This window comes from Streptomyces sp. NPDC050806, assembly GCF_055586425.1.
In genome coordinates, this window is record NZ_JBVJIF010000002.1 from 42,014 (window position 1) to 58,642 (window position 16,629).

A 16,629-nucleotide genomic window follows, 5' to 3' on the forward strand; every position below is an offset into this window, starting at 1 on the left:
CAGACACGTACGCCCGGGAGCGGCGCGTACGAGAGGACACGAGGAGCAGGACGTGGCGGTACGTGCGGTCCGAGGGGCCGTCCAGCTGGAGCGGGACGAAGCGGAGCACATGCATGAGCAGGTCGCCGAGCTGCTGACCGCCATCCTGGAGCGGAACAGCCTCGTGCCGGACGACCTGATCAGCGTCTGGTTCACGGCCACGCCCGACCTGCACAGCGACTTCCCCGCCGTCGCCGCGCGCAAGCTCGGCATCACCGACGTACCGCTGATCTGCGCGCAGGAGCTGGACATCGCCGGGGCCATGCCGCGCGTGGTGCGCATCCTGGCGCACGTCGAGAGCCATCTGGCCAAGACGGAGATGGCGCACGTCTACCTCGGCGCGGCGGGCGCGCTGCGGAAGGACATCGCCCAGTGAGGACCGCGATCGTCATCGGCACGGGCCTGATCGGCACGTCCGCCGCGCTGGCGCTGAGCGCCCGCGGCGTCCGGGTGCACCTCGCCGACCACGACGAGGCGCAGGCCCGTACGGCCGCTGCGCTCGGCGCGGGCACCGTGGAGGAGCCCGAGGGCCCCGTCGACCTGGCGATCGTCGCCGTGCCGCCGGCGCACGTCGCGGCGGCGCTGGCGGACGCGATGCGGCGCGGGACGGCCCGCGCCTACCTGGACGTGGCGAGCGTCAAGGGCGGCCCGCGGCGCGAGCTGGCGGAGCTGGGGCTGGACCTCACGCCGTACATCGGTACGCATCCGATGGCCGGCAAGGAGCGGTCCGGACCGCTCGCCGCGACCGCCGACCTCTTCGAGGGCCGGCCGTGGGTGCTCACGCCGACCCGGGACGGCGACACCGAGGTGCTCAACCTCGCGCTGGAGCTGGTGGCGCTGTGCCGGGCGGTCCCGGTCGTCATGGACGCCGACGCGCACGACCGCGCGGTGGCCCTGGTCAGCCACACCCCCCAGCTGGTCTCCAGCCTGGTCGCGGCGCGCCTCCGGGGCGCCGACGAGACCGCCGTACGGCTGTGCGGCCAGGGCATCCGGGACGTGACCCGGATCGCCGCCTCCGACCCCGCCATGTGGATCGACATCCTCTCCGCCAACCCGGGACCGGTCGCGGACGTCCTGTCGGAGATCGCGGCCGACCTGGACGAGACGGTGCAGGCGCTGCGCGCACTGCAGTCCGCCGACGAGGCCAAGCGCGGCGCGGGCGCCGGCGGCATCGAGGACGTGCTGCGGCGCGGCAACGCGGGCCGCGAGCGGGTGCCGGGCAAGCACGGCGCGGCGCCGGCCGCGTACGAGATCGTCGCCGTGCACATCGGCGACCAGCCGGGCGAGCTGGCGCGGATCTTCGCGGACGCCGGGCAGGCGGGCGTCAACATCGAGGACGTCCGCATCGAGCACGCCACCGGCCAGCAGGCGGGCTTCATCCAGCTCACGGTCGAGCCTCCGGCGGTACCGGTGCTGACCGCGGCGCTCCGCGAGCGCGGCTGGTCCATCCGTCAGTAGGCGCCCGGGGAGGCGTCCCGGAAGCGTCACAAACCCCCCACGCCCGTGCGGGGAAAACGCGCCTGCGTGTACCCGGTAACCTTGACGGAGGCCCATCGGGCCCCAGCATCCCCGCCCCGTGCACAAGGAAAGGTGTTCGTCACCGTGGAAACCGCCGCCCCGGCAGCAGTGATCGTCGCCATCGACGGCCCCTCCGGCACGGGCAAGTCCAGCACGTCCAAGGCGGTCGCCGCCAAGCTGGCGCTCAGCTACCTGGACACCGGTGCCCAGTACCGCGCGATCACCTGGTGGATGCTGTCCAACGGTGTCGACATCCAGGACCCGACCGCCATCGCCACGGCTGCCGCCAAGCCCGCGATCGTCTCCGGTACCGACCCGGCCGCGCCGACCATCACGGTCGACGGCCAGGACGCCGCGGGCCCGATCCGTACGAAGGAGGTCACCTCCGCGGTCAGCGCCGTCAGCGCCGTCCCCGAGGTGCGCACCCTGATCACGGACCTCCAGCGGACCATCGCCGCCTCCGCCGAGCGCGGCATCGTCGTCGAGGGCCGGGACATCGGCACGACCGTCCTGCCCGACGCCGACCTGAAGATCTTCCTCACCGCTTCGCCCGAGGCGCGTGCCGCCCGGCGCAGCGGCGAGCTGAAGGGCAAGGAGGCCGGGGACCTGGCCGCCACCCGTGAGGCGCTGATCAAGCGGGACGCCGCCGACTCCTCCCGCAAGACCTCGCCGCTGGCCAAGGCCGACGACGCGGTCGAGGTGGACACCACCGAGCTGACGCTGGAGCAGGTCATCGAGTGCGTGGTCACCCTCATCGAGGCGAAGATCGCGGAGAAGGCCGGCCCGGCGGAGACCGCGGAGGCGGGGCAGGTCGCCCCGTGACCGAGGACGGCGGCCTGCCGAGCGCCGGCGGCGCCGCGGTCGGGCGGCGGATCGGGATCGGCCTGATGTACGGCCTGTGGAAGCCGCGGGTGCTGGGCGCCTGGCGGGTTCCGGCGGCCGGTCCGGTGATCTTCGCGGTGAACCACTCGCACAACGTCGACGGGCCCATGCTCATGGGCACGGCGCCGCGGCCGGTGCACTTCCTGATCAAGAAGGAGGCCTTCGCCGGGCCGCTGGACCCCTTCCTGCGCGGCATCGGGCAGGTGAAGGTCGACCGGACGAGCACCGACCGGACCGCGGTCACGCACGCGCTGGGCATCCTGGAGCGCGGCGGGGTCCTCGGGATCTTCCCGGAGGGCACCCGCGGCGAGGGCGACTTCGCGTCGCTGCGCGCCGGCCTCGCGTACTTCGCCGTACGCTCGGGGGCGCCGATCGTGCCGGTCGCGGTCCTGGGCAGCGCGGAGCGCAGCAGCCGGGTGATACCGGCCCTGCCGCCGCTGCGGGGCCGGGTCGACGTCGTCTTCGGCGACGCCTTCCAGGCAGGGGACGGGAGCGGGCGGCGGACGCGCAAGGCGCTGGACGAGGCGACCGTACGCATCCAGGAGCACCTGACCGCCCACCTGACCGGGGCACGACGGCTCACCGGCCGCTGACCGGCCGGCGGCGCGTTTCGCCGGGGGAATCCCTGGATCCCCCCTGACACTTGAGCAGTGGGCGCCGGGACGGCGGCCCACCGACCACGCAGAACGAGGAACGGACTTCATGAACGACCAGACCCCCACCGGCGACGAGCACGTCGAGCACGGCGCGCTGGGCGACGCCGAGTACACGGAGTTCATGGAGCTCGCCGCGCAGGAGGGCTTCGACCTGGACGAGGTCGAGGGCGACATCGCGGCGGCCGGACACGGCCCGCTGCCCCGCCTCGCCGTCGTCGGCCGCCCCAATGTCGGCAAGTCGACCCTCGTCAACCGGTTCATCGGCCGCCGTGAGGCCGTCGTCGAGGACAAGCCGGGCGTCACCCGCGACCGCGTCACCTACGAGGCGGAGTGGAACGGCCGCCGCTTCAAGGTCGTCGACACCGGCGGCTGGGAGCAGGACGTGCTCGGCATCGACGCGTCCGTGGCCGCCCAGGCCGAGTTCGCGATCGAGGCCGCCGACGCCGTGGTCTTCGTCGTGGACGCCAAGGTCGGCGCCACCGACACCGACGAGGCCGTCGTCAAGCTGCTGCGCCGGGCCGGCAAGCCGGTCGTGCTGTGCGCCAACAAGGTCGACGGGCCGTCCGGCGAGGCGGACGCGGCCATGCTGTGGTCGCTCGGGCTCGGCGAGCCGCACCCGGTCTCGGCCCTGCACGGCCGCGGCACGGGCGACCTGCTGGACGCCGCGCTGGAGGCGCTGCCCGAGGCGCCGCAGCAGACCTTCGGGGCCACCGTCGGCGGCCCCCGCCGCATCGCCCTCATCGGCCGCCCCAACGTCGGCAAGTCCTCCCTGCTGAACAAGGTCGCCGGCGAGGAGCGGGTGGTCGTCAACGAGCTGGCCGGCACCACCCGCGACCCGGTCGACGAGCTGATCCAGCTGGGCGGCAAGACCTGGAAGTTCGTGGACACCGCGGGCATCCGCAAGCGCGTCCACCTCCAGGAGGGCGCCGACTACTACGCCTCGCTGCGCACGGCGGCCGCCGTGGAGAAGGCCGAGGTCGCGGTCGTGCTGATCGACGCGAGCGAGTCGATCAGCGTGCAGGACCAGCGGATCATCACCATGGCCGTCGAGGCGGGCCGCGCGCTGGTCATCGCGTACAACAAGTGGGACAACCTCGACGAGGAGCGCCGCTTCTACCTGGAGCGGGAGATCGAGCGCGACCTGGTGCAGATCCCGTGGGCGATGCGGGTCAACGTCTCGGCGCGTACGGGCCGGCACATGGAGAAGCTCGTACCGGCCATCGAGACGGCGCTCGACGGCTGGGAGACCCGCGTGCCCACCGGGCGGCTGAACGCCTTCCTCGGCGAGATCGTGGCCTCCCACCCGCACCCGGTGCGCGGCGGCAAGCAGCCGCGCATCCTCTTCGGCACCCAGGCGGGCACCAAGCCGCCGCGCTTCGTGCTCTTCGCCTCCGGCTTCCTGGAGGCCGGGTACCGCCGCTTCATCGAGCGCCGGCTGCGCGAGGAGTTCGGCTTCGAGGGCACCCCGATCCACATCTCGGTGCGGGTCCGCGAGAAGCGCAGCAAGAAGAAGTAACCACAGGCGCCACCGCTTCCGGAGCCCCGCCCAGGACCCCCGCCGGGGTCCGGGGCGGGGCTCCTTCGCACGGCGCCGCGAGGCGGGCCGGGCGGGCGGTGCGGCAGCGGCTCAGTGGTGGTACGGCCGGTGGTCGCGGGGCGCGGGGGGCAGCGCCGCCGGGGTGTGGCTCCGGGAGTGCTGCGGCGGCAGCGGCACCTCGCGGCGGCCGGTCGCCGATGGGGTGCTGCGCCGCCAGATCCGCCGCAACACCTCCGGGCTCAGCTCGTCCTCGCCCGTACGGTCCCCGGGAAGAGCCCGGAAGGAGCGGCGGTACTCGGCGTAGAGCGCGTCGTAGATCGGTGTCGCCGACCCACGGTCCAGGTGGTGCGCGGCGGGCTCGTACGACGGGCGCATGCCGGGGATGGAGTGGAACGGGGCGCGGGGGGACGGGTCGTATGGGTGCACGTCTGTGCCAACGACCCGAAGGCCCGCGGGATGCGGCTTTGCGGGCGAATTGGCTGATCGTGGGGCATACGCGGAAGTGTGGAGGGCACGGGGGAGCCATTGGCGCACCGTTTCCACCACCTGCGCGTGACGCCCTGGACATCCGTACGTGGCCGGACGGACGGCCGCCCCGCGCGGGAGGCGGCCACCCGGAGGCCGGGCCGTCCGCTCAGGTGCCGGCCAGCGGCATCGCCATGGCGACCAGCCGGCCGTGCGCCGCCGCCTTCTCCAGCGCCTCGCGCATCAGGTCCTCGCGCGGCTGCTGGCCGATCGAGCCGTGCGGCGCGGCATACACCAGCACCGTCTGCGACTTGTTGACCGCGGCACGCCAGCCGTCGGAGACCGGGAGCGGCTGGTGCGCCTTCCACCAGGCGTTCTGGCTGCCGGTCTCGCCGCTGTCCTGGAGCACCGCGTGCAGCTGGCCCATGGCGACCAGCACGGACCAGCCGACGCCGCCGGCGGGCAGCGCCGCCATGTCGGTGACCTGGTGGAAGCCCTGCTCCATCAGCAGCGGCAGGAAGTCGTCGTCCAGGCCGGCCGAACCGGGCCGGGCGATCGGGCTGTTGGGCTCCACCACCAGGGCGGGGCGCAGGTCGTCCTCGACCAGGACCAGGCCGCAGGTCACACCCAGGGTCGCCTGCCGCGCGGCGGCGGGAGCGGCGGGAGCGGCCGGGGCTGCCGGGGACGCCGGTGCCGGCACGGTGGCCTGCGCCTCGGGGCCGGGCTCGCCGGTGATGGAGCGTACGGCGCCCTTGAGCTGCTCCTCGGCCACCGACACCACCTGGGAGGGGATGCAGGTGGCGTGGGCGAACGCCAGCACGGCGGTCTCCTCGCCGATGAACAGGACGGTGCTGGTGCGCTCCTGTTCGCTGTCGCCCGGGGTGCGGCAGGAGGTGCAGTCGTAAGCGCCGGGGGCGTTGTCGCCGGCCAGCAGGCGGTCGGCCTCCTCGTCGCCGATCTCGGCGCGAACGTCGTCACTGACGTCGAGCATGCGGGGCACGGCTGACTCCTCGATCTGTGTGCGGCTGCCGGGTGGATCCCGGCGTGTAAAAAGACAACGGGCGATCTGTGGCAGGAGTCACGCGCGGGCGTGAACGGAATCGAACCGATCGGCGCACAGCGTGAACAGGGCCCCGGAAGCCGTCACTCACCGCCATCGCGTGTGCGGGCCATGCAGCCGAACGGGGTGAGGTGGCTCACAGGGCCGGAGATCGTCGGGTCGACAAATCCTGAAATCAGGGAATCTAGGGGGTGGCCGGAACTCGTCGGTACCTTTAGTAACGCACGACTGGCCTGCCCCGACAGCACTTTGGTTGTGGCCGTGCCCGGCGGCTCCCTAAATTCTCCGGCCGTGTGCACCGAGCACCGCCCGGGGACGCCCGCCGTCCGCAAGCCGGCAGCCCGGCAGTACCGCAGCAAGGCAGCACGAACCAGCGCAGCGCCGCGCCCCACGAGACGCGCGGAGCGGCGCCGCGCAGGACCCTCGGCGGGCGGGGCGGAGCGGCGGACGGGCGTCCTGAGTGCCCGGCGGCGCACCGCCCGGGGGAGTCCCGGGCTCTCCGAAAGGACATCCATGCCTTTTCGAATGGGCTCCATGCGTCGCGAAACCGTCGCCCTCGCCGGGGCGGCGCTGGTGGCACCGCTCGCCCTGCTGGCCGCAGCCCCTGGGGCGAGCGCCGCGGACGGCGGCGTCTGGGATCGCATCGCGGCCTGCGAAAGCGGCGGGAACTGGCAGATCAACACCGGCAACGGCTTCTCCGGCGGGCTGCAGTTCACCGCCTCCACCTGGCGCGCCTTCGGCGGCCACAAGTACGCCCCCAGCGCCCACCAGGCGGGCCGCGCCCAGCAGATCGCGGTCGCGTCCAAGGTGCAGGCGGTCCAGGGGTGGGGCGCCTGGCCGGTGTGCTCGGCCCGCGCGAACGCCTCCGGCAGCGCGCCATCGGCCGGCGGCGACGTCTCCGCCTCCCGGCAGAGCGAGCAGCGGGCGGTGCGCGACAGCCGCGCCGACCGGGGCCGCTCCCGGGGCGGCCAGGACGGCTCGTACACGGTCCGGCAGGGCGACACGCTCGCCTCGATCGCCGCGGCCCGCGGCGTGAGCTGGCGGACGCTGTACGCGGCCAACAGGTCCGCCATCGGCGGCGATCCGCACACGATCATGCCCGGCCAGCACCTCTCGGTCTGATCCGACCCCGCCGCCACCGTCCGTGCGTCCCCCCGCTTCCCGCGGCGCGGCGGTGGCGGCGTGCCCCACCCGGTCACCCGACCGGGTGGGGCACGCGCGTCCGGGCGCGCGCCGCGCGGCCGCTCCGCCGCACCGCCGCTAGCCTGCGGCGGTGCTCGAACCGACGGAGTTCTTCCCGAGTCTTCGTACGACGGCCCGCCCGTGGCCGGCCCGTACGGCGCGCTGTGCGCGCACCGCTGTCCGCGCCGTCCGCCGGCCCGCCTTCACCCTGGCGGTGCTCGCGGCCCTGCTCTCCGGCGGCGCCGGGGCGGCCGCCGCCGAGGGTCCGGCGGGGGCCGGGGCCGGCCCGCCGGCGGCCGCCCCGCGCACCGTGCCGCAGGGGGTGCCGGGCACCGCCGAATGCTCCCGCGAGGACTGGCCCTGGGGGTGCCTGGCCGAGTGCGAGAGCGGCGGCGACTGGAACGCCCGTACCGGCAACGGCCTGTACGGCGGGCTGCAGTTCACGCAGTCGACGTGGGAGGCGGCCGGCGGCCTCTCCTTCGCCTCGCGGCCGGACCTGGCCACCCGCGAGGAGCAGATCCAGGTCGCCGAGCGGGTGCAGGAGCAGCAGGGCTGGGGTGCCTGGCCGGCCTGCGCGCGGCGCTACGGACTGCGGGCGGGGGCACTCGCCACCCTGGATGCGAACCAACGCTCCGGGGTTCCCGTCCGTAGCTACCGATTTGCTCACGTTTCCGGAACAAAATAGCGATAGGAGTCAACCCGAAACCTCCAGCCTCGGTCTAACCGTTTGGTAGGCGGACGCTTGGCTACGTTCGCGCGAAAACCATGGGGTACGGGGACGGATGCATATTTCATTCCTGATTCACAACGCATACGGCATCGGCGGCACGATCCGGACGACGTACAACCTCGCCCGCACGCTGTCGGAGCAGCACGACGTCGAGGTCGTGTCTGTCTTCCGCCACCGTGATGTGCCGGTCTTCGAGCCCGGTGCGCGGGTCAGGCTGCGGCATCTCGTCGACCTCCGCAAGGACAGCCCCGGGTACGACGGGGAGGACCCGGCGTTCCTGCGGGAGGCCCGGGTCTTCCCGTCGTCCGAGGGCCGCTTCCGGCAGTACAGCGAGCTCACCGACCGGCGTATCGCCGCCCATCTGCGGTCCCTGGAGGCCGACGTCGTGGTGGGGACGCGGCCCGGACTGAACGTCCACATCGCCCGGCAGGCCAAGCGGGGCGTGGCACGCGTCGGGCAGGAGCACCTCACCCTCGACACGCACGGCCGGGCGCTCACCCGCCAGTTGCGCGCGGTCTATCCGCGGCTGGACGCGGTGACCACGGTGACCGAGGCGGACGCCCGGTCCTACCGCAAGCGGCTGCGGCTGCCCGGCGTGCGCATCGAGGCCGTGCCCAACAGCGTCCCGGCGCCCGGCATCCAGCCCGCCGACGGCACCGGCAAATGGGTCGTCGCGGCCGGTCGGCTGGCCAGGGTCAAGCGGTACGACCTGCTGATCCGGGCCTTCGCCACGGTGGTCGAGCGGCGCCCGGACTGGCGGCTGCGGATCTACGGCGGCGGCGTCGAGAAGGCCGCGCTGCGCGCCCTGATCGACGACCTGGGCCTGTACAACCACGTCTACCTGATGGGCCCGGCCAACCCGCTCGACCCGGAATGGGCCAAGGGGTCCATCGCGGCGGTCACTTCCAGCCTGGAGTCCTTCGGGATGACGATTGTGGAGGCGATGCGGTGCGGGCTGCCGGTGGTCTCCACCGACTGTCCGCACGGTCCCGGCGAGATCATCGAGGACGGCGTGGACGGCCGGCTGGTACCGGTCGGGAGGAAGAGCGCCGTCGCGGGCGCGCTGCTGGAGCTGATCAACGACGACGAGCGCCGGCAGCGCATGGGCCGGGCCGCGCTGGAGCGATCCGCCCGCTTCGATCCCGCACGGATCGCGGGCCGGTACGAATCGCTCTTCGGCGACCTGACCACCGGCGGCGGCCGGGGCGCGCTGCGCGCCACGGTCCACCGCACCAGAGGAGCTTTGTTGAGCGGCGCCTACGCCACCAAGGACGCGGCGCACGCCGCACTGAGAGGAGTGCGGACGGCATGAGCGCGTCGATGCAACTGCCCGCCACCGGCACCGGGTCCGGCACCCGGCAGCCGCGGCGGACCGCCCTGCGCGCCGACTGCATCGCGGACTCCGCGGGCGGTCTCACCTTCGACATCGCCGTTCCCGAGTCGGCCGGCGAGGAGGCCGGCACGGTCTGGAGCGCGGCGCTGGTGCTCCGGCTGCGCGGCGGCGACAGCCCGGCGGACGAGATCCGGCTGCCGCTCGGGCCGACCGGCTCGGGCCGGCTGCGCGCCGTGCTGCCCAGCACGGTCGCCCTGCCCGAAGGCCGCTGGAACGTCTACGCCGACCTCGGGGACGCCGAGGACCCGCAGCGCCTGCTGCCCGGCCTCAACGACCTGCGGTCGCTGGTGGACCGGCGCCCGCTGGCCGCCATCGGCCGGCTCGGCGTCCGGATCCCGTACGCCACCAAGTACGGCAACCTCGCCCTGCGCAGCTGGCTGCGCGGCCCGCACGCGGAGGCCGGCGAGATCCAGGTCGCCCCCGACGGCATCACCGTCGAGGGCCGGCTCTACGGCGCCGCGCTGGCCGCCGGCGCGACCGCCGAGGCCCGGGCCCGGCACGACGAGCACACGGTCACGATCCCGCTGCGGGGCGAGGGGCCGGACTTCGCGTTCGTCCTGCCGCACGGTCCGCTGGCCGGTCACTGGCGGTCCGGTACCGAGCGGTGGGATCTGTGGGTGCGGACCGGTGAGGGAGCCGAGCCGGTCCGCATCTCGCGGATCCTGGACGACGTACCGGACAAGAAGCAGATCTTCACGTACCCGGCGATGCCGATCGGCGCTCCGGGCGGACAGGTCCGCGTCGGCCCGTACTTCACGGTCGACAACGATCTCTCCGTCCAGGTCGCGGGGGACCAGGAGCCGTCCTGACCCCTCCCGTGACGACTGCGCCCCGAGTACCTCACGCGCCCCCGATTGACCCGCGACGAACGGGGCACTCGGAGGGCGGAGGTGCAAAAACATGGTTCCTGTCCTGTTGGTCCTGCTGCTCGCATTGATCCTGTTCGGTGCCGGTTTCGCACTCAAGGCACTGTGGTGGATCGCAGTTGCGGTGCTCGTCGTGTGGCTGCTCGGCTTCCTGTTCCGTACGACGAGTGCGGGAGGCGGTCGGTCGCGTTGGTACCGCTGGTAGCGGCGTGGACACCGCCGACGGCGGAGCACTGAGACAGCGGTTGCGGACGACAGTTGTCCGCAACCGCTGTCAGACTCTGCCGCATGTTGGAGACCTCGGCACGACTGCTCCGCCTGCTGTCCCTGTTGCAGGCCCACCGTGAGTGGTCCGGTGCGGACCTCGCCGACCGGCTGGGCGTGACGCCCCGCACGGTCCGGCGTGACATAGAACGGCTGCGGGAGCTCGGCTACCCCGTGCACTCGGCCCCCGGCACCGCCGGGGGCTACCAACTGGGTGCGGGCGCCGAGCTCCCGCCGCTGCTGCTGGACGACGAGGAGGCCGTCGCGGTCGCGGTCGGACTGCGCACCGCGGCCGCCGGCGGCGTCGCCGGCATCGAGGAGACCTCCGTCCGGGCGCTGGCCAAGCTGGAGCAGGTGCTCCCGGCCCGGCTGCGGCGCCGCGTCGGCGCCCTGAACGCCTTCACCGTCCCGCTGGTGAGCAGCGCAGGACCCCGGGTGGACGCCGCCGTGCTCACCGAACTGGCCGCCGCCTGCCGCGACGGACAGCAGCTGCGCTTCGCGTACGCCGCGCACGACGGCACGGTCAGCCGCCGCACCGTCGAACCCCACCGCCTGGTCAGCGCCCAGCGCCGCTGGTACCTCGTCGCCTGGGACACCGGCCGGGCGGACTGGCGCACCTTCCGCGCCGACCGGATCACCCCGACCCCGCCGCACGGCCCGCGGGTGGCGCCCCGCGAGCCGCCCGCCGAGGACCTGGCGGCCTATGTCTCCGAGGGCGTCTCCACGGCCGCGTACGCGGTGTCCGCGACCGTCCTGCTGCACGCGCCGCGCGCGGAGGCCGCACAGCGCATATCGCCCACGGTCGGCACCCTGGAGGAGGTGGACGCGCGCAGCTGCCTGCTGCGGACCGGGGCGCAGAGTCTGGACGCGCTGGTGGTGCTCCTGGCGATGACCGGTTTCGAGTTCGCGGTCCGCGAGCCCGCCGAACTCGCGGACCGGGTGCGCGAGATCAGTGCGCGTCTGTCCCGGGCGTCGGCCTGAGCCGGGCGTCCTCCTCGGCGAGGGCGCTGCGTACGGTCGCCGGGTGGTGCAGGTCGAAGGCCGGGGACTCGGAGCGGATGCGGGGCATCGTGAGGAAGTTGTGGCGCGGCGGGGGCGAGGAGGTGGCCCACTCCAGCGAACGGCCGTACCCCCAGGGGTCGTCCAGGTCCACCTTGGGCGCGTACTTGCTGGTCTTCCAGACGTTGTAGAGGAACGGCAGCGTCGACAGGCCCAGCAGGAAGGCGCCGATCGAGGAGACGGTGTTGAGGGCGGTGAAGCCGTCGGCCGCGAGGTAGTCGGCGTACCGGCGCGGCATGCCTTCCACGCCCAGCCAGTGCTGGACGAGGAACGTGGTGTGGAAGCCGACGAACAGCGTCCAGAAATGGATCTTCCCCAGCCGCTCGTCGAGCATCCTGCCGGTGAACTTGGGCCACCAGAAGTAGAAGCCGGCGAACGTCGCGAAGACCACCGTGCCGAAGACGACGTAGTGGAAGTGGGCCACCACGAAGTAGGTGTCGGTGACGTGGAAGTCCAGCGGCGGGGAGGCCAGGATGACGCCGGTCAGCCCGCCGAACAGGAAGCTCACCAGGAAGCCGACCGCCCACAGCATCGGCGTCTCGAAGGAGAGCGAGCCCCGCCACATCGTGCCGATCCAGTTGAAGAACTTCACGCCCGTGGGCACCGCGATCAGGAAGGACAGCAGCGAGAAGAACGGCAGCAGCACCGCGCCGGTGGCGAACATGTGGTGCGCCCAGACCATCAGCGACAGCGCCGTGATCGCCATGGTGGCGGCGACCAGCATCGTGTAGCCGAAGATCGGCTTCCGTGCGAAGACCGGGATGATCTCGGTGACGATGCCGAAGAACGGCAGCGCGATGATGTAGACCTCGGGGTGCCCGAAGAACCAGAAGAGGTGCTGCCACAGCAGCGTTCCGCCCCACTCCGCCTCGAACACCACCGAGCCGAACCGCCGGTCCGCCTCCAGCACCAGCAGGGACGCCGCGAGCACGGGGAAGGCGAGCAGGACGAGGATCGAGGTGAAGAGCACGTTCCAGGTGAAGACCGGCATCCGGAACATCGTCATGCCCGGCGCCCGCATCCCGATGATCGTGGTCAGGAAGTTCACCGCGCCCAGGATCGTGCCGAAGCCGGACAGCGCCAGCCCCATGATCCACATGTCGGCCCCGATACCGGGGGAGCGGACCATGGAGTTCAGCGGCGCGTAGGCGGTCCAGCCGAAGGCCGCGCCGCCGGTCGGGGTGAGCAGCGAGCCCAGCACGATCAGGCCGCCGAAGAGGAACAGCCAGTACGAGAGCATGTTCAGCCGGGGGAACGCCACGTCGGGCGAGCCGATCTGCAGCGGCATGATCTCGTTGGCGAAGCCCGCGAAGGCCGGGGTGGCGAACAGCAGCAGCATGATCGTGCCGTGCAGGGTGAAGGCCTGGTTGAAGCCCTCGTTGCCGACGATCTGGAGCCCCGGTCTGGCCAGCTCGGCCCGCATCAGCAGGGCCAGCACCCCGCCGGCCAGGAAGAAGCCGAACGAGGTGATCAGGTAGAGATGGCCGATCCTCTTGTGGTCCGTGGTCGTCAGCCAGCTGACGACCACCTTGCCCGGCCGACGGGCCGCCGCCCTCCCGGCAGTCGCCTCCGGTGCCACTGTTCCCATTCGTGCCACCTCGTTCGTCGTCAGGACGTACCAGGGCCCGCCACCACGGCGGGACGTACGGGGGCTCGCCTCATCATGCGCGCCGCAACACCCTTTGCGCGAGGGTGCGTCGGGCGTTCCCGCCACCGTGCTCACGAGTGCTGCCGCGTACCCCCGAAGGCCCGTCGTACGCCTCCCGCGGGCCGGGGTGTTGTGCGGGAAATGTGAGCGGAGTGTGAGCCGTCGGAAGATTACGGGACGTCCGATAACGCGTATCGGGTAAGGGGAATCGGGCGCCTCGCGGCGATTGATTTCCGGCCCGCGACGGCAGTTGTGCGGGCCCGTTCGAAGAATACGATCAAGAAGAAATCGGGCCGGGTTTTCGCGTGGCCGAAGTGATACCGGAGCCGCTCGTCAGGGTGCGGGAAGTGGCGTTAAACCGGTCCCGGCGGGCTGTGACAGAAGTGTGACCAATGCCGGACACCGGGAACACCCGGGTGTGTCAGTACCGGCCTTCCGCGGGTCGCCGGATGAGGCATACGGTGGCGTCATGGCGCCTGTACCGAACCTTCCGAAAGAACCGGACGACGACGTGGAGACCTATGTCGGCCTGGACCGGCAGCGGGCCGAGGACCGGGCCCGCGAGCACGGCTGGAGCACCGTCAGGTCGCTGCCCCCGGGCGCGATCATCACCATGGAGTACCTCGCGGGCCGGCTGAACTTCGAAGTGAAGGACGGCACCGTGCACCGCTCCTGGAAGGGCTGACCGGCGGGCCCGGCGGCCCGGCACGCCCCCTACGACGACGGCCCCGGCCGGCTCCGTGAAGGAGCCGCCGGGGCCGTCGGGGTGCGGGGGTGTGTGCGTACCGGCCCCGCACGTCTGTCGTGTCAGCTGCCCTGCGAGCGGCCGCGGGCGGTCGTGGTGACCGGCGCGGTGCGCGGGGCACGGTCGGCGTGCGGCGGTCTTCGGCTGCCCGAGGGGGTGACCGGAGTGCGCTCCGAGCGCGCCGTGTGCGGCCGTGCGGGGTGGTGCGGCCAGGCCTCCGGCGAGCGGGCCTGCCGGCCGCCGGCCACCGCGGCCTCGCGGACCAGGACGCCGTCCTCGCCGACGGCACGCCGCCCGGCGACACCGGAGGTGACGCCCGCCGGGCTCGCGGGCACCGGGACGGGCCGCGGCGCGCCGCCCAGCTGGGCACGCAGCCGCCAGACCACCGCCATCAGCCGGGCCTCGGCCCAGGCCATGCCCGGCTCGCACCAGGGGAGGGCGAGCAGCACCAGGAGGCCGGCGGCCCAGCCCAGCAGCACGTCGCTGACCCAGTGGGTGCCCAGGTAGACGGTGGTCATGCCGACGCCGAGCGCGCCGAGCGCGGCGATGACCGAAAGGATCCTGCGACGCAGCGGGGTGGTCGCCAGGTACGCCAGGACGCCCCAGGTGACCACGGCATTCGCGGTGTGACCGCTCGGAAATATATCGCCGCCGAGCCACATCTCGTTGGTGCCGATGGCGGTCGCGTAGTGCGGTCCGAGCCGGCCCATGCCGATCTTCGCGGCGCCCACGGTGACGTTGAGCATCAGCAGGGCGACGCCGAGCACCAGCAGCGGGTGCAGGTTCCGCTGCCGCCAGCAGCGCCAGACCAGCCACGCGGCCACCGCGACCGCGGTGGGGCCGCGCTGGCCCAGCACCACGAAGTAGTCGAGGAAGGCGTGGATGTCCGGCCACTGCTTGTACGGCCGGAAGAGCATGATCTGCCAGTCGAGGGTGACCAGCCAGGAAGTCGTCAGCACGCCCAGCACGATCGCCGCGTAGACGGCCACGGTGCCGCCGAACAGCCAGTGGCGTGTTCGTGTCATATACGGCCGGGCCAGCTCGCTCCAGCGCCCTTCCCTCTGGTCGGGCTTCTCATCGGTACGCACTCAATCGACGTTACCGCGTGTGATGTAGGTGCCTGGTCAAACCGTGGGCTTTGTAATGACGATGTGATGTGGAATGCGTCTCAAACAAGCCATTCGCCAGGGCCCTGCCAAGAGAATTCACTAAATCGCTCTTTCTCTCGCGCGGCATCCGAGTGGCCGCCGGTCCGCAGATCTAATGCATTTCCCCGTGGCGGTGTTTATCGCGGATTTCCCCGGGCGTCACGGAACGTTTGCCGGTGCACCGGGGTCACGGAGGGAAGTTCCCCGGTCACCCGGCGGAAGGCCCGTGCGGGGGGTCACGGCGGACCCGAGCCGTTCAGCCAGTACGCGCCGTACACCGCGGAGCCGGCCGCGAGCACGCCGAGGACGGCCGCCGCGTACCGGGGGCGCCACCGGGCCAGCGCGGCGGCGGGCGGCAGCAGCAGCGGGTACGCCGGCAGCATCAGCCGCGGCTTGGAGCCGAAGTACCCCTTGGCGGTCAGCGCCAGCGCCAGCACGAGGCCGCCGTAGACCAGCAGCGGCACCGGCCGGCCCTGCCGCACGCCGAGCACGTACAGCCAGACGACCGCGAGGACCCCGGCGACCAGCGCGAGCCCGGCGGGGAAGGCAGGCCCCGTCAGCAGCCGCCAGGTGAAGGCGGCGAACGCCAGGCCGCCGTCGAAGCCGTTGTCCCAGCCCGCCTGGACGTCGAGGTAGCCGGTGAGGCTGCCCTGCCGGGCCCCCACCCACAGGAAGAAGCCGCACCAGCCGAGCGGGGCGAGCGCCACGCCGGCGAGCAGCCTGCCGTGCCGGGGCCAGGTCACCCGCCCGTCGCGGGCCCGCTCGCGCCACAGGGCGAGCGCGGCGGCGGCCCAGACGGCCGCGACGACCGCGGCACCCACCGGCCGGGTCAGCCCGGCCAGCGAGGTCAGCACGCCGGCCCACACCCACCGGCCGGACAGCACGGCGTACAGCGCCCAGGCCGCGAGCGCGGTGAACAGCGCCTCCGAGTACGCCATGGACTGCACGATGCCTATCGGGACCGCGGCCCACAGCGCCGCCAGCGTGATCCCGCCGCGCGGGCCGTGCAGCCGCTCACCCGTGGCGTACAGCGCCCAGGCGGCGGCCAGCGAGGCGGTCCAGCTCACCAGCAGCCCGGCGCCGGCCGCGGAGAGCGGCAGCAGCCCCGACAGGCCCCGCTCCAGCCAGGGCAGCAGGGGGAAGAAGGCGAGGTTGGAGTGGACCTCGCCGCCGGGCAGCTGGACGGCGTAGCCGTAGTCGTGCTCGGCGACGCGGGTGTACCAGAGGGAGTCCCAGCGGGCGGCGAGCAGGGTCTGCCAGTCCTTGCCGGCCGCTGCCGACCAGGCGGCGAGGACCACGAGGCCCAGTAGTCGGATCGCCGCGTACGCCACCAGGGCGGGCGCGGCGCGGCGCAGCGCGGCCCCGGCACCTCTGCCTGCCGCAGCCGGACCCGCGGTGGCGGAGAAAGCGAGATCGGTCATCAATCCGATTATCCAG

General features: G+C 72.9%; 17 protein-coding genes. 12 read left to right on the top strand and 5 right to left on the bottom strand.

The features are described from left to right. The first annotated feature begins 52 nt into the window (after positions 1-52). The 5 genes from aroH (at position 53) to der (ending at position 4,611) form a co-directional block, all read left to right on the top strand. A complete protein-coding gene (aroH, locus tag ACZ6WH_RS05660; protein ID WP_361563263.1) occupies positions 53-415 on the top strand; it encodes a chorismate mutase in 363 nt (120 codons plus the stop codon). Continuing rightward, entirely contained in the window at positions 412-1,497 is a 1,086-nt protein-coding gene (locus tag ACZ6WH_RS05665) for a prephenate dehydrogenase (protein ID WP_432852446.1), read from the top strand. Before aroH ends, ACZ6WH_RS05665 begins: the two co-directional genes overlap by 4 nt. A gap of 132 nt (positions 1,498-1,629) precedes the next feature. Beyond that, on the top strand, positions 1,630-2,379 hold the full coding sequence (cmk, locus tag ACZ6WH_RS05670) for a (d)CMP kinase (protein ID WP_432852443.1): 750 nt from the start codon (positions 1,630-1,632) through the stop codon (positions 2,377-2,379). Positions 2,380-2,444: 65 nt separating this feature from the next. Beyond that, the gene (locus ACZ6WH_RS05675) at positions 2,445-3,032 is read left to right on the top strand and encodes a lysophospholipid acyltransferase family protein (protein ID WP_432864212.1); all 588 of its coding nucleotides are present in this window, start codon (positions 2,445-2,447) and stop codon (positions 3,030-3,032) included. A 109-nt stretch (positions 3,033-3,141) separates the two neighbouring features. After that, entirely contained in the window at positions 3,142-4,611 is a 1,470-nt protein-coding gene (gene der, locus ACZ6WH_RS05680; RefSeq protein ID WP_432852441.1) for a ribosome biogenesis GTPase Der, read from the top strand. Positions 4,612-4,722: 111 nt separating this feature from the next. Here der and ACZ6WH_RS05685 read toward each other — a convergent pair whose 3' ends face one another. Further along, positions 4,723-5,007, bottom strand: a complete 285-nt coding sequence (locus ACZ6WH_RS05685) for a hypothetical protein (RefSeq protein WP_432852438.1) — start codon at positions 5,005-5,007, stop codon at positions 4,723-4,725. A gap of 259 nt (positions 5,008-5,266) precedes the next feature. Beyond that, positions 5,267-6,097 carry a hypothetical protein gene (locus ACZ6WH_RS05690; protein WP_469726348.1) on the bottom strand — a complete coding sequence of 277 codons (831 nt, stop codon included), beginning with the start codon at positions 6,095-6,097 and terminating at the stop codon, positions 5,267-5,269. A gap of 594 nt (positions 6,098-6,691) precedes the next feature. Here ACZ6WH_RS05690 and ACZ6WH_RS05695 point away from each other — a divergent pair. The 6 genes from ACZ6WH_RS05695 (at position 6,692) to ACZ6WH_RS05720 (ending at position 11,573) form a co-directional block, all read left to right on the top strand. Next, positions 6,692-7,279: a LysM peptidoglycan-binding domain-containing protein gene (locus tag ACZ6WH_RS05695; protein ID WP_432852432.1), complete on the top strand. Its 588-nt coding sequence runs from the start codon at positions 6,692-6,694 to the stop codon at positions 7,277-7,279. A 151-nt stretch (positions 7,280-7,430) separates the two neighbouring features. Beyond that, the gene (locus ACZ6WH_RS05700; protein WP_469726350.1) at positions 7,431-8,024 is read left to right on the top strand and encodes a transglycosylase family protein; all 594 of its coding nucleotides are present in this window, start codon (positions 7,431-7,433) and stop codon (positions 8,022-8,024) included. 97 nt (positions 8,025-8,121) lie between these two features. Then, positions 8,122-9,381 (top strand): glycosyltransferase family 4 protein, encoded by a 1,260-nt coding sequence (locus tag ACZ6WH_RS05705; protein ID WP_469726352.1) that lies wholly within the window; start codon positions 8,122-8,124, stop codon positions 9,379-9,381. After that, on the top strand, positions 9,378-10,271 hold the full coding sequence (locus tag ACZ6WH_RS05710) for a hypothetical protein (RefSeq protein WP_432852424.1): 894 nt from the start codon (positions 9,378-9,380) through the stop codon (positions 10,269-10,271). The genes ACZ6WH_RS05705 and ACZ6WH_RS05710 overlap by 4 nt, the downstream gene beginning before the upstream one ends. Before the next feature lie 91 nt (positions 10,272-10,362). Continuing rightward, positions 10,363-10,533 (top strand): hydrophobic protein, encoded by a 171-nt coding sequence (locus tag ACZ6WH_RS05715; RefSeq protein ID WP_432852421.1) that lies wholly within the window; start codon positions 10,363-10,365, stop codon positions 10,531-10,533. An 83-nt stretch (positions 10,534-10,616) separates the two neighbouring features. Further along, positions 10,617-11,573 (top strand): helix-turn-helix transcriptional regulator, encoded by a 957-nt coding sequence (locus ACZ6WH_RS05720; RefSeq protein WP_469726353.1) that lies wholly within the window; start codon positions 10,617-10,619, stop codon positions 11,571-11,573. Here ACZ6WH_RS05720 and ctaD read toward each other — a convergent pair. Continuing rightward, positions 11,542-13,239: an aa3-type cytochrome oxidase subunit I gene (gene ctaD / locus ACZ6WH_RS05725; protein ID WP_432852415.1), complete on the bottom strand. Its 1,698-nt coding sequence runs from the start codon at positions 13,237-13,239 to the stop codon at positions 11,542-11,544. The genes ACZ6WH_RS05720 and ctaD overlap by 32 nt on opposite strands. Before the next feature lie 529 nt (positions 13,240-13,768). Here ctaD and ACZ6WH_RS05730 point away from each other — a divergent pair. After that, complete coding sequence (locus ACZ6WH_RS05730) at positions 13,769-13,984, top strand: I78 family peptidase inhibitor (RefSeq protein WP_469726355.1); 216 nt, start codon at positions 13,769-13,771, stop codon at positions 13,982-13,984. A 122-nt stretch (positions 13,985-14,106) separates the two neighbouring features. On the opposite strand, the gene ACZ6WH_RS05735 is transcribed toward ACZ6WH_RS05730, so the two are convergent. Together ACZ6WH_RS05735 and ACZ6WH_RS05740 are read right to left on the bottom strand one after the other, a co-directional pair. Further along, a complete protein-coding gene (locus ACZ6WH_RS05735; protein WP_469726357.1) occupies positions 14,107-15,132 on the bottom strand; it encodes a phosphatase PAP2 family protein in 1,026 nt (341 codons plus the stop codon). A gap of 296 nt (positions 15,133-15,428) precedes the next feature. After that, positions 15,429-16,613, bottom strand: a complete 1,185-nt coding sequence (locus ACZ6WH_RS05740) for a hypothetical protein (RefSeq protein WP_469726358.1) — start codon at positions 16,611-16,613, stop codon at positions 15,429-15,431. Between the last annotated feature and the right edge of the window lie 16 nt (positions 16,614-16,629).

Coding starts and splice junctions, on each gene's coding strand:
- ACZ6WH_RS05675 (WP_432864212.1), top strand. CDS start 2,445: ATGTACGGCCTGTGGAAGCCGCGGGTGCTGGGCGCCTGGCGGGTTCCG.
- der (WP_432852441.1), top strand. CDS start 3,142: ATGAACGACCAGACCCCCACCGGCGACGAGCACGTCGAGCACGGCGCG.
- ACZ6WH_RS05685 (WP_432852438.1), bottom strand. CDS start 5,007: ATGCGCCCGTCGTACGAGCCCGCCGCGCACCACCTGGACCGTGGGTCG.
- ACZ6WH_RS05695 (WP_432852432.1), top strand. CDS start 6,692: ATGCGTCGCGAAACCGTCGCCCTCGCCGGGGCGGCGCTGGTGGCACCG.
- ACZ6WH_RS05705 (WP_469726352.1), top strand. CDS start 8,122: ATGCATATTTCATTCCTGATTCACAACGCATACGGCATCGGCGGCACG.
- ACZ6WH_RS05710 (WP_432852424.1), top strand. CDS start 9,378: ATGAGCGCGTCGATGCAACTGCCCGCCACCGGCACCGGGTCCGGCACC.
- ACZ6WH_RS05715 (WP_432852421.1), top strand. CDS start 10,363: ATGGTTCCTGTCCTGTTGGTCCTGCTGCTCGCATTGATCCTGTTCGGT.
- ACZ6WH_RS05720 (WP_469726353.1), top strand. CDS start 10,617: ATGTTGGAGACCTCGGCACGACTGCTCCGCCTGCTGTCCCTGTTGCAG.
- ctaD (WP_432852415.1), bottom strand. CDS start 13,239: ATGGGAACAGTGGCACCGGAGGCGACTGCCGGGAGGGCGGCGGCCCGT.
- ACZ6WH_RS05730 (WP_469726355.1), top strand. CDS start 13,769: ATGGCGCCTGTACCGAACCTTCCGAAAGAACCGGACGACGACGTGGAG.
- ACZ6WH_RS05740 (WP_469726358.1), bottom strand. CDS start 16,613: ATGACCGATCTCGCTTTCTCCGCCACCGCGGGTCCGGCTGCGGCAGGC.